Here is a 13,513-nt window from a genome sequence, read left to right as displayed (position 1 = left end):
CCAGACTCAAAGGGGTTAGACATGTTGGGCGACGCTCTCATCTGGCTTGGGTACATCGCGGCGTTCATCTGGTTGGCGCGCAAAGGGCAAGGGCATGACGCGATGGCGACGGGCCGTGTGGGCTTTGTCATTCAGGCTTTGGCCTATGTGGCAACCTACATTTCCGCCGTGGCTTTGGTGGGCTTCGGCGGACTTTCATACCTGTATGGCATGCAGATGCTGCTTGTGGCTGCTGGCAACGTATGGCTGGGAACTTGGTTCGTCTACCGTTATCTGGCCTGGCCTACACGGATATGCCAACGTAATCTTCAAGCCCGCACGCCTACACAGCTTCTTGCCAAGGGGCACAAAAGCCCTCTGCTGGGTAAAGCCCTTGCACTGATTTTTGCCATTTTTCTTGGCGTGTATGCTTCGGCGGTTATCAAGGGCGCGGCTCTCATGCTTGCCCAGATATTGCCTATCCCTGTGTGGGCATTAGTCTGGATTGCAGCCGTGGTGGTAGGCGTGGTGGTCTTTATTGGCGGTCTACGCGGAGTCCTTTACACCGAAGCAATGCAGGGCGTTGTTATGCTCATTGGCATTGTTTTGCTCATATGGGCCGTGCTGGACAAAGTTGGCGGCCCGCTGGAGGGCATTACTCAGCTTGCGCAGCTTGCTCCCACACCACGAGCCAATGAGGGCTTTCTTGCCCTTTCAATGGGCGAACAAGGCTGGTTTATTATTTCCCTTGTGATGGTCACATCAGTGGCGGTATGGTCACAGCCCCAAATGATGCAACGGCACTTTGCGCTTAACTCTACACGCCAAATCAACCGCATCACCCCGCTGGCTATGCTTGTGCTTACCGTGCTTGTTGGCGGAACCTATTTTGTGGCGGCTCTTTCTCGGCTGATTTTGCCGGAGATTGCTTCTGCTGATGATGTTGTGCCCCACTTGGTGAAAATGCTTCTGCCGGATGTTGGCCTTCAGGTATTCGTTCTGGCTATTGTTTCTGCATCGCTGTCAACAGCTACTGCCCTTTATCACATTGCTGTATCAGCCATTGCCGAAGACTTGCCTGGCAAGCCAGCTACCAGATTTTCCTGGTTTTTAGGTATTGTCTTTTGCGTGGTCGTTTCTGGTGGCAGCGCCCAGATCAAGGGGCAGCTCATCGCTCTTTTATGCACCACCAGCTGGAGTATTGTGGGGGCAACTGTACTCATCAGCTATGTGGCGTTGGTGCGTTTTGGCAAACGCAGTTCCTTGGCCGCGTGGTTGAGCTGTGGCCTTGGTTTTACTTCGTGCCTGCTGTGGTACCTGCTGGCCAACAAAGCAATTTCGCCTACCCCTGTCCTGGGAATGCAGGCGGCGCTTGTTCCGCCCTTCTTTGTGGGATTGGCCTTTTCTCTGGTAGGCTGGTTCGTGGGATGGGCTCTTGACCACGAAGGCCGCAAGGCTTCAACCTTCTGGCCAGCGCCTAACGCCTAACTATACAGCAAACACAAGATAAAACGCACAGCGCCCGCAGCCTTCCATTGACGGCTTTGCGGGCGCTTTTTCTATGACACTGGCCGAAAACATTTCGGACGCATGTTTCATCAAATGAACACTGGCATGCTGATACGTCTTCTGCTATTTCTGATTCGGCATTTCCCCAGTTTATCGCGTTGCCCCGAAGATCGCCCTCTGCCCACGCATCGCATGCACATTCATCGTTGCGCTTGCCAGACGCGCGCACCACATTGACAGCAGCCTGTGAGTATAAGCAATGAAGACCTCTCTTGTCCGCGATTCCATAATTGTTGGTGCAGCCTTGTTTTCAATGCTTTTTGGTGCGGGAAATGTGGTTTTTCCCCCGTATATAGGGTTGACGGCAGGTCCGGAATGGTTTTTGGGATTCATCTGCTACTACATAGCTGATGTAGGCTTGGCCCTACTGGCCATTTATGCCATGCTGGCTTCTTCCTGCATTGACAGGAAGGAAGGCATCATGCACCGCCTTGGAAACACGGCAGCTATGCTTATGATGTGCGCCATCATTCTTTGCATTGGCCCTTTGCTTGCAATTCCTCGCACTGGGGCAACAGCCTTTGCCATTTCTTTTTCACCCTTGGGGTATTCTTCAAAAGGGATCAGTGCGGCTAAGATTGTTTACTCACTGGCTTTTTTTGGAATATCTACCGTATTGGCGTTAAAAGAGTCCAATATGGTAGATGTCATTGCCCGCTACCTCTCGCCCATCAAGATTGGCGGTTTTCTGCTCATAGTCGCTGCTGCCCTTTACATGCCCATCGGCCCAGTCAGTGAGGTCGTGCGCGATGATAACGTGGCGTGGCACAGCATTCTGTCCGGGTATCAGACTCTTGATGTTATGGCGGCGCTGGTTTACGGCCTGATCATTGTGACTGCCCTGAAAAATAAAGGCTACGAAACCAACAGACAGAAAGCACTTTCTGTGGGTATTGCCAGCCTGGTAGCAGGAGCCCTGCTTTTTATTATTTATTTCGGGCTATGTTACCTGGGAGCCACAGGCTCTACCTATTACCCCGTAGATATAGAAAAAGGGGCATTGGTAACCAAACTGGTGGGTAGGCTCTTCGGCAGCACAAGCACAGTGTTACTGGCCATTATTGTGACGGTTTCATGCATGGCCACCTCTGTGGCGCTTATCGGAACAACTGGAACGTTCATTTCACAGTTCAGTAAAGGGCGGCTTAGCTATAGAGCTGTTGCCATTGGCACGGGGCTTTTCAGCATGATCGTTTCCAATTTCGGCCTCGACAATATTATCGCCTTTGCAGCGCCTATCCTTACTTTTTTGTATCCTGGCACTCTGGTTGTCATTGTACTTTCACTTTTCGACAAGTATATCATCAATGACAATATTTTTAGATTTGCTACGGCAGGCGCTTTGTTTGCCAGCGCCCTCAGCGTGCTGGATGACTGGGGAATATCTTTGGCCATCACATCACACCTGCCCTTCAATTCTGCCGGGCTTGGCTGGATTGTGCCGGCCTGTGTTTTTGGAGTAATTGGCTATTTTGTACGTTCATCCAGGCAGCCCTCCATCCGATAAGCAACGCAGCACGGCTTTCTTTCTCCATCAACTTGAGGCGCTGTAACAAAGCCGGGGCAGAGCTTAGAGCTTTTTTAAAGTTTAAATGCTCTAAGCTTTGAAACTGTACACCCGCAACGTCACTCTGCCCTAATTACTGTGCGGCTCGAACGCGAAGGCGCTTCTGGGCCGCACGCCCGGCATCGTCTACTACACGAACCTCGGCATCTCCGGGCACAGCCTTCCACAAAATGATCTCCCCGGGAGCTCTGCTGCCAAGGTAACTCCCATTGACGAACCAGTGCAGGCTTTTCACCCCAGCCTCTGCATGGGCAATGAATGCCACACTTTCGTTTCCTTTGTTGCTCAAACTCAGCCTATACACCAAACCATCTTTAGGCTGAACAATGCGTGGGGGGCTTCCTGCCTGAAGATCCTTGCGTTCGCATTCTGGCATAAATGGCGGTGGCTCTGGTTTGGGCATGCCCGCCCGAGCAAACATTTGTGCGAGTTCTGTAGGCCAGAATTCCCATGTCTGGATTTCAGTGCGGCCATCCTGCGGCATGCAGGCCCGCAGCCCGGTTGTTTTATCAACAAGTATGGACCGGAACACTCCTGATGGCGCAAGCGGTGAAACTCCGGGTATGAACCATGCTTTTGCCGTGTCTGCGCAGAGCGAAGTATCCAGATCACCCGTTGCCGCGCAAACTTCAATATATTCTACGTTCAAGCCGTGATCAGGCCTGGTAAAATGGTCTTGCATTGGTTCTGAAGCGGCTAACTCGCGTGCAATTTGCGAAAACAAGGGCACTGCGGAAATTGCTCCGACCAAAAGAGGATTAGGCTTGTTGTCAAAATTTCCCAGCCAGACCACAAGCACATATGGGCCTACTATACCTGCGGCCCAGGCGTCACGAAAACCATTGGATGTACCTGTTTTGATGCGGAGAGGGAGCACTGTGCCCCCGTGCGATCGGACCTGATGATCAGGATCGCCATCCTCCAGCATTGAAAGCGTGACAAAAGCGGCTTCCGGCGACAGTAAGGGCAAGGCCTTATCCTCATGGTCTGTTGCATGCAGAATTCGTAATGGCCGCCACACGCCCTTGTTGGCCAGCATGGCGTAAAGCCCTGCAAGCTCCCGCATGGTTACTTCCGCTCCACCGAGTACAAGGCTAAGCCCGTAGTGGTTTTCATCAGATAAAAACTCTACACCTGAGTTACGCAAGAAACCGTAGAAATTAGGATTTTTTAACCGCGCAGCCAGGGCAATGGCGGGTACGTTGCGGCTGGTCCGCAGGGCGTCAGCCGCACCAATAGGGCCGCGAAAGCTGCCATCGTAATTTTCAGGATCATAGCCGGAAAAACTGCGCGGCGTGTCGGCAAGAAGTGTCATTGGGTGGATCAGCCCTTGACCCAGAGCCAAAGCGTATATAAAAGGCTTGAGTGTGGAGCCGGGTGAACGCCGAACGCGAGTACCGTCCACTTGTCCCATAATATCATTGTTGAAAAAATCAGCAGAACCGACAAGCGCGCGCACTTCCATGCTGGGCCAATGTACCAGTAGCGCCGCGCCGTTAGTGAGCCCATACGAATGCTGTCTGGCCGTAAACAGACGTAAATGGCGTTCAATTCTCTTCTGATTAGCGGGATCAATGGTGGTGCGTAGCTGGTTGTCGCCTTGTTGCTGCAAAAGTTCTGTGCTTAGGTGCGGGACGGCAAAAGGTAGATCATTTGTGCCAAATACTCGCAGCGGCGCGTGCTCCTTCCGGCCATGCCACGAAGATTCCAGCCTGTACAGCGCGGCAGTAAAGTTTGCATTATCTTGTGCTGGACGCCGCTGAACAGGATTTTGCGGCACCAGCATGAGAGCCATGCTCTCACCGGGCGTCAACTCTGATGGCGACTTATGAAAGTACACGATGGCCGCCGCGCCAAGGCCTTCTACGTTGCCTCCATAAGGGGCTAGATTAAAATATGCCTCAAGAATTTCTTCCTTACTGAAATTCCATTCCAATTGAACTGCCAACAGTATTTGGCGCAGTTTGGCCCCGATTTTTCCAGTTTCCAGTCCATATGTCAGGCGCGCCACCTGCATTGTGATGGTAGATCCGCCCATAAGGCGCTTCCCTGCTAAAAGACCAAAGGCTGCTCGGGCAAGCGCCAGGGCATTGACCCCTGGGTGTTGCCAATAATAGTGATCTTCATAGCGAAGCACGGCATCTACCGCAGCAGGGGGAATATCAGCAAGCCGTGTGTATACACGGTATTTTTGATCTTTAGACAGGCTCAGACGCATAAGGCCGCCTTTGCTGTCACGGATTACACGTGAAAAACTGACATCTTCCAAAGGATGGCGGCATGGCGTCAATTGCAGCCAGAGCATAAGCACTGCTAGCCCCGTAACCGGTAGTATCAGCCACCAGCGACTACGGCGGCATACAGAGCAAGACGCGCGTTTTAACAGCGTCTTGCATGTTCCAAGAAAGTTGGATTCAACCTGTTTACGGCTGATCGCTGCTTTTTTTGTCATAGAATAAGGTGAACATTTTTATTTGGTTGAATTTGAGCATGGCCTGTTCAACAGCCATAACCAGCAGGGAAGCAGGGCAATGACTGGGCCGCTCTCAAGCTCCAGTACATTGCCCTGCTTTTCAATTTGGTAGAGAAAACTAGTCGATAATTATCTGGCCGCCCCCCACCCGGGCATTGATAGCAGGTTCGTACATGGCTTCTGCTGTTGCAGAAGGCAATACAAAGCGTCCTCTGGTGGCAGCACGAACCTTATAGGTAAAGGTGCGAGGATCAGAACCGGAATTCACAAAGAAAATACCCCGGTCTTCACGCCGTTCATGACGAATCAGCCCCTGCTGCGGTTCGCTTGCTTTCTTATCCAGCACAGGTTCAAAACCGCCGGGTAGCAAATCTACCAAAACCACATTGCTGTATTCTTCAGCAGAACGCACACTTAGCTCTACGGTGAGCACTTCACCAAGCCTGGCGCTGGTGACGACTTCTCCCTTACTATCCACATAGCGCCGCTGCAATTCAATGCCGTTCGCAGCAGAAGGCAAAGGTTTACGCTCAAAGCCTTCAGTTACTGTATGCAGATTCCAGCCAGAATCTCCTTTGGGGAGATTCACGCTGTAATTCTGGCAACCGGGGGCATTAAGTTCAAGAACAGGGCCACGCAGCTCGGCCTTACCAACGCTGGGCGTGAAGCCTTGACCGTAGCGTGCGCAGGTCAGTGTAATGCCATCAGGTGCAGGTGCACCTTTTTCAGCCAGCATAATCAGGGTGCGGGACAAAAGCCCCATATCAACGGTAGTGGCCGTGGTATTGAACGCGGCATCAAGCAGGGCCGCAGCGTTGATTTCTTTCTTACGCTCAGGGAAGTGGCGCAATATAACTGCGGCATGAAGCGCTCTGCCTGCGTCTTCATCCAGCATGTAGTCGGTAGTTGCAGCATTGAATGATGCTGGCATGCGTTGCTGCGCGCGGCGTTCCATGCGCAACATCTTATAGCAGTCTGCCAGTAGCACTGCCACAAGCTCATTGTTCCAGCCTTTGGTGTTTTCTTTATACCATTGCTCCAGCCGCTCAACTTCCTGGGTCATTATGCGTCCGTCGCGCAAAAGTACCCATGCTCCGTAGACTTTGATACGACCGTCATCGATATCCACGGGTGAACGGCGTACAGTGTTTTCCAGCGTATCAAGAATATTACGCGTCAGCCCTTCAGGCACAACAACGCCGCTTTCGCGCAGCGTCAGTAGAAAATCACCTGCATATGCTGTTACAAAGTCATTAGCTGGTGCTGAAGGCCAAAGGCTTACCCCCTCATAGTAGGAAAAATTGCTGCGTATTGTATCAAGAGCGGCGCTGATGACAGCATTGCCCCGCTTTGCCAGCATTTCAGGCGAAGCCTTGGGATTAAGCAGAATTTTTTCACGCAATGCCGGATTACCTAGCAAAGCGGCATAGGGCATAGCTCGGCTGATGAGTTGTTCAGTGCAGCCATAGGGATACGTATCCAGCCGATCCAGCAAGGAGCGCAAGCCAAGCACCGGAAGAGCTGAAATACTGGCCTGCCCTTGGGCGTCATACGGGTATATATCTCTGGCAACGGAGACGTCCATATTGCCAGTGAGGGGAACCACCTGTTCTGTACGTACGCGAGGAGCGGGAGGACGCACTGACAAGCTCTGATTGCGCTGGGTACCCGGTTTGCTCTGCCCTTCGAAGCTGGCGTCAAAACGCACGTCAGCCGAACCCAGACGGTCCAGTGCCTTCATACGAAAACGTACCACAGCTTCGCCATTTTCATCGATAATAAGTGGAAGTGGGTTCTGCCCGCTCAGGAATGCCAGCTCTGGGCCGCACTCCATTTTTACATTGACTTTAGCATTCTTGCCACTGCCTTCGACGGTATTTGCGATGACCAAAGCCCCGTCAAACTCGTCCCCAGGAGCCACAGCCAAAGGCAGAAGAGGCTTCAAAATAAGCGTACCGCGCACCTCAGTGCTGGCTTGGGCATTTCCTGCTGTTGATGCCGCACCTTGCGCAGTGCTGCTGCCCACTGCCATTATGCGAATGCATCCACTCACATACTCCGGAATAGTAAGGGTGATGTCCGTCCCATCGGCATTGACAGCTGTCACTTCCTGCCAAAAAGCAAAAGGAGGCTCGCCGCGTCGTTTGAATGGATTAAGAAAACGCCCTCCTGCCCCTGCCATATCACCACCAAAGCCCGGAATACGGCCCTGCAGGCGCGCATGGTCGGGCATGAGCAGGTCAAAAACCTGCAGCGTTGAAACATCAAGGGCGCGGTCGCTCAAAAGCTCGGTCAGTGGATCAGGCGTGGTAAAGCCGGTAAGTTGCAGAACACCTTCATCTACAGCAAAAATCAGAGCTTTCCCAGGCACACGCGAACTTAACCGAACGGTGATTTTTTCACCGGGCAATACGCGCGCGGGAGCCGTGAGCTTCAAGCCCATATTTCTCTGGCTTATCCCTGCGGTAAAGGGGGCAATTCCAAACGTGTGGGGATTCATATATATTGCTTCGGACCCAAGTGAGCGCACAAAAGATACGTTAACGTAACCGCGCCCTTCGAACCCCTCAGGAATGCGTATTTCCTGCACACTTTCTCCAGCCTGGGCCGTGAACCATGCGTGGGTCAGTACATTTTCCCTTTCAATGGTTATAAGCCCTGTTCCAGAGTACGGCGCGGAAAGACTCATTTTTATGGTTTCGCCAGAAGCGTATTGATCCTTCTCAAGCTTCAGACGCAGGTTGCCCTTGGCCAGAGAACGCGTGGAAAGGTCAGAAGGTTCAGCCAGGCGCGTGCCCGCAACCGAAAAAGGAATAAGGGCCAGGATATTACCGCTGTTTTGACGAATTGTGACCAGGTAGTCTCCGGCTTCGGCTGTAGGCATGGGCCAGACCAGCCCTTTTGAATCAATATCAACAGTCTGGCGCGTTATTTCCGTATCAACAGGAGTGGCGTCATAACGGTATTCACCGCGAGAATCTGTAACAAGGCTATTCACATAACGCCGGGCAGAAAACACTATCTCCGCACCGCGCAAGCCAGCAGGGGCAAGATCATTGTTGACGGCCAGCAATCGTAATGACGCCTGGGCATTTTGAGGCACGTACTCCAGATTGTTGGCCTGCCCTTCCGGTTTGAAGCCCAGGGCAACTTCCAGCGGTGAAAACAGGGCTGACAGTTGCCGGGTGACGGCCCTGCCGCCCGTGGGTTCAAAACCTTCAATCAGCACTGTGCCGTAGAAGGTACTGCCTTGCAGTTTGCCTAACGGTAAAGCCAGCTTGGCAAGGCCCTTGCTGTCAGTAAAAACGTCGGGCAGGTCAATGTATTGATCCTGCGCGCCGGAAGATAACGCGTCATAAAAGGTATAGTCTTCATATCCGGGAAACCTGAGCGTGCCCTTGCGCGCGTGGAAAGCTGTGTGAATGCGGTGGCTGGTCGCAGGTTCACCATAAAGATTGTCCAGCCGGGCCGCTGCCACTGCGGGGGGCATATTGTCACCAGTACGAATCCAGCCCTTTGGGGCGCCGGGTTCAAAGCTTGCAGCCAAGGCCAAAGTATCGGGCTGAAATTCTTCAACCCTTGTGGAAGTGCTGCCAAGAATCGGCCCACCATACGTCGGCTTGTCCGAGGCAAGGCGGATGTCCATACGATATTGTCCGACTGCGGCATCCTCAGAGCTCGTCCAAGTGAAATTCTGGATCCCTTCAGGACCAACCATAAAGGAACGACGCATAACTTCCGCCCCTGTAGGGCTTACGAGCACGGCTTCAAGCGGCATGTCGGCAGGCAGGGCTTGCCAGTCAAATCTACGTACAATGCAGCCAAAATGCAGTGTTTCCCCAGGCAGATATAGGCCACGCTGGCTGAAAACCGAAGCACTCAGGCCATTACTTGCAGCATGACGGCCTGATACTGAAAAGTTGCTGTAGTCCACGTTACGGGCATAGTCGTCAAGAGAAAGCCATGCCATATCCTGACCGCCACCTTGAGCCGCAGTAAGGGCCACAAGGGCTACCGGGCGTTTTTCCCTTTCAAGTCCAACGGTAGATGGCAGATCGGCACGCCCCTGTGGGTTGGTGGTTGCGCTGCATACTGGTAAACCGTTGGCTCCAAGCAGGCGCACTTCGGCATTGGGTACAGGCTTGCCCGTAGCAATATTTTGTACAAATACTGCGCGAGTTCCGTCAGAAGCGGTTTTTACACTGAGGCCCATGTCGGTAATCAGCAGCAAGCGTGTGGCTTCCGCCACTTGTTTGTCGCCATCGCGCCCGGTAAGTACCATGCGCATGAGGCCATGACGCAGCCCATCCTGCCTTTGCGACAGTGGAGCCATATCCAAGACGCTAAAAAATGCTTCGCCGGGGGTATTCTCCTGGCTACCTTTGCGCACATTGATATGCCCCTGCACCACATCACTCAGAACAGTAAAATCTGCATCAATTTCTTCAAAGCCGCCCCCTCTGGCCAAAAGAGCCATAAAGGGGTCGCGCACACGCTCAGCCCGCCAATCAATATCAGTCAAGCCCAAGGCATAAATATCAAGTTTTTTGTCTCCACTGAGCGCAAGAATATTGCCGGGCTGCAGAAAGGAGAGTTCCGCTCCCATACTGGGAACTGTAAGAATAAAGCGGCGAACATCCGACAATGAAAATCCACCAGTAGATGTAAGGCCTGGCTTCACAGCTGTAAGCAGTCCTCTTCCGGCTGCTGCTTTGACCCGTAAAACAACCTGATCCGTGGGTTCGTCCGTAGCCTGAACAAGCTGGGGATGAAGCTTCTCACCTTGCGCAATGTCCGCCGCACTGATGGCCGGCATTTTTTCCCAGTTGGCTTCCTGCCCTGCTTCAGGCGTGATTTTGCGCGGCAGTTGAACGACATCAAGATAGCGCAACACCTCTGAGGGCAACACACGTAAGCTGGTCTTCACTACAAGCTGGTATTCTTTATCCAGCCCTTTATCATACGCGGCCCGCACGCTGATATCACTGACATTCATAATACGGTCACGGCCAGTAACATAAAGCATAGCCTCGGAATTTTCCGGGCCTTTGACTTTTGAGATTTTTACTGTGCGCTTGCTGTCTTTTTCAATAAACCCGGGCAGGCCTTTGACAGATATGACGGCAGCAGCATTGTCCTTGGGAAGTGCCGTCACAGTGGCAGAAATGACGACTTCGTCGCGGCGTTCGTTCCACACAAAGCGCGGAGCACCAAGGGCCAGACCACTCTTGGGATCACTTGGCCGCAGAGTTATATTTTCTTCCATACTTTGCGGATTGACAGGCCATATAAAATATACTGGAACAGAGACGGCGTTAGCTCCCTTGGGTGAAGGGTCCGTCCAGAAAGTTTCCTTGCCGATCCGTGCGGCTTGGGGCTGCGTAGTGTAACGAACCTGCCGATTTACTTCATAGCGTGAAGGCAAAGACACTTTATCAAGCGAAATGGTATATGAGGTTTGTGGGCGCAGGGGCTTTTCAGGTTGAAAAACCATTGTTGAGCCATATTCCCACCGCCATTGTCCCGGAACAGGCGGGGTCATCTGTACGCCTTCAACCAGGTGTCCTTCCGGGCCAGCAGGTGGACCGGAGCACTGGCGTGACCAGTCTGTGCCGTATTGTTTTTTGCAGCGCTCTATATCAACTTCAAAACTTATGGAAAAACCATCTGCTCTACGCCAATTATCATTTTCAGGTTGGCTGGGCTGAGCAACACGGTAGGCCGGGCCCGCCACAGCACCGCTAACAAGGCTCATCACCAGGGTGCATATCGCAAGGCTATATACAAGGTATTTATGAAACATAGTATCTCCACGAGTTACAAAAGCGGCAAAAGCATTACCCTACTGCTGTAAATTGCGCAGTGTGCTAACAATCGTATTGTCCAATGCCGCCAGGCTATGCCCATCATTGGTTTCATGAATAGATGCGTGGTTTTTCCAATAGGCGCGCGCTTCTTCAGGATTCAGTAACGTATCGGCCAAACCAAGCACTAAAAAACGATTCACGGGAGCACTTCGCACATCAGGGAAAATGGCATAACTGTCGCACATTGCGTCCGTGAATTCCCAGTGTTGGCCGCCGTAAAAATAGGTATTGGGGCCCACAAATTTCCGTAACGATTGGGCAGGCCAAACTGCAGGATTGAAAAGAGCGCAATTGCACCCAAGCAGTGCCGACAGTTGAGAAGCGTAAAATCCGCCAAGTGATGAACCGACCAAAACCAAGGATGATCCGAGGGGCATATTCAGAGCACGAGCCTGTTTTTGCAGTCGGGCAAGGTTTTCGGGAAATAAGCCACTGGAGGGATAATCCAGTGCCTGAGCATCTGGAAAAATTTGTCGGAGCAACTTAAACGTATTGCTTTCAGGACTGGAGTTAAAACCATGAATATAGGCAATCATACACTCCTCCCATAAATGCCACAGAAAATTGATTCATTCTGAATGAATGATGAAAAAATGATTCACGGCCTATGCAACCGAAATATGGAGATGATATGTGGATAATTTTACAGCACAAATGGTTTACAATTACATTGAAACATTTTTTCGATAAAATATGATAATTTTTTGGTTACATACATTGAACTAGAGTGAAATTGACAGGCTTTATTGTTGATTTCAGATGATCAGACGTTCAAGCGGGTTATCAGTGGTGAGGCTTTGTTTTATTTTTTAAGTAGATCCAATTACTATTAAATTATCTTCTGCTTACAATTGTGTCAAACGTATATAAATGTATATCAACTACCATAAAAAAGCGCTCGTAAGAGCGCGTAGTTGCAACGAGAATATTGCTTTCTGCCGTTTGGGCACCACCATTCGGCGGTGCCCAAACGGCAAATAAACATTATCGGATTTTGTGAGTATTCGTAACGTGGGTATAAAACGAAACCTTGCCGATGGTTAAAGAAGGCCTACGCATCATTCAGCCGTTAACGAATCAGGCTTCAAAAGTGAACGTTGTCAGGCTGTAGCGTGAACCCACAAGATCATCCAGATCTAGAACAACCCGGTTACCTTACCAGTTTCTACATCCACATCAATATTGCGGAATGATGGTTTGGAACCAGTGCCAGGCATGAGGCTGATATCGCCAGCCACAGGCGCAACAAGTTTTGCACCGCCGAAGAAAAGAACATCGCGCACGTGCAGTTTCCAGCCTGTGGGCACTCCCTTCAGAGAAGGATTGTCAGACAAGGAATACTGGGTTTTTACCATGCACACGCCGAGCTCATTCGCATCTGGCCGTTCTTGCAGGGCCTTGAGCCTTTGGCTTGCAAGGGGTTCAAATTCCACGCCGTCTGCTCCATAGACGTTCCGCGCAATACTTTCAATTCGCTCTGTGATGGGCTGCTTCCAGTCGTAAAGAGGACGGAATTCATTCTTTTCCTTGCAGGCGTCCATAACGGCGTCTGCCAGTTCAAGAGCGCCATCGCCACCCTTTTCCCAATGCTCGGACAAAGCCACCCTGGCCCCCGCCTGTTCACATATGCGGCGAATAGCGTCCACTTCTGCCTTGGTGTCGGTATGGAATTTGTTGATGCATACCACTGCAGGCACGCCAGAGCGACGTACAACGCCAAGATGGTGAAGCAAGTTGGCGCAACCAGCTTCAACAAGCCCCACATCTTCCCTTGTATAAGGCTCTGGAAGAGGTTGACCGGGTTTGGGCTGTGGCGCACCGCCGTGATTTTTGAGAGCACGAACCGTGGCCACCACCACAGCCGCATCCGGGGTAAGACCACTATAGTGGCACTTAAGGTTCCAGAATTTTTCATAGCCCATTTCGGAGGCAAATCCTGATTCTGTCACATGGTAGTCACTGAGTTTGAGCGCTACCCTGTCTGCAATTACCGAACTTTGCCCAAGGGCAATGTTGGCAAACGGCCCGGTATGTACAAAAACCGGTTGGCCTTCGATG

At 51.8% G+C, this 13,513-nt stretch carries 6 protein-coding genes; 2 read left to right on the top strand and 4 right to left on the bottom strand.

The features are described from left to right. Nucleotides 1–21 precede the first annotated feature (21 nt). Complete coding sequence (locus QM579_RS09855) at nucleotides 22–1,467, top strand: sodium:solute symporter family protein (protein WP_414998988.1); 1,446 nt, start codon at nucleotides 22–24, stop codon at nucleotides 1,465–1,467. Between the two features lie 280 nt (nucleotides 1,468–1,747). Continuing rightward, nucleotides 1,748–3,055, top strand: a complete 1,308-nt coding sequence (gene brnQ, locus QM579_RS09850) for a branched-chain amino acid transport system II carrier protein (RefSeq protein ID WP_414998987.1) — start codon at nucleotides 1,748–1,750, stop codon at nucleotides 3,053–3,055. 133 nt (nucleotides 3,056–3,188) lie between these two features. Here brnQ and pbpC read toward each other — a convergent pair whose 3' ends face one another. The 4 genes from pbpC to QM579_RS09830 all read right to left on the bottom strand — a co-directional run. Further along, nucleotides 3,189–5,420 (bottom strand): penicillin-binding protein 1C, encoded by a 2,232-nt coding sequence (gene pbpC / locus QM579_RS09845; protein WP_414998986.1) that lies wholly within the window; start codon nucleotides 5,418–5,420, stop codon nucleotides 3,189–3,191. 286 nt (nucleotides 5,421–5,706) lie between these two features. Continuing rightward, nucleotides 5,707–11,391 (bottom strand): alpha-2-macroglobulin family protein, encoded by a 5,685-nt coding sequence (locus tag QM579_RS09840; protein WP_414998985.1) that lies wholly within the window; start codon nucleotides 11,389–11,391, stop codon nucleotides 5,707–5,709. A gap of 39 nt (nucleotides 11,392–11,430) precedes the next feature. Beyond that, nucleotides 11,431–11,991 carry a YqiA/YcfP family alpha/beta fold hydrolase gene (locus tag QM579_RS09835; protein WP_414998984.1) on the bottom strand — a complete coding sequence of 187 codons (561 nt, stop codon included), beginning with the start codon at nucleotides 11,989–11,991 and terminating at the stop codon, nucleotides 11,431–11,433. 600 nt (nucleotides 11,992–12,591) lie between these two features. Then, nucleotides 12,592–13,513, bottom strand: a 922-nt coding sequence (locus QM579_RS09830) for a formate--tetrahydrofolate ligase (RefSeq protein WP_414998983.1), incomplete at its 5' end; no start/stop codon positions are given.

This window comes from Desulfovibrio sp. (genome assembly GCF_047607245.1).
In the GTDB taxonomy this organism is placed as follows: domain Bacteria; phylum Desulfobacterota; class Desulfovibrionia; order Desulfovibrionales; family Desulfovibrionaceae; genus Desulfovibrio.
This window is presented reverse-complemented; position numbering and strand designations above follow the sequence as displayed.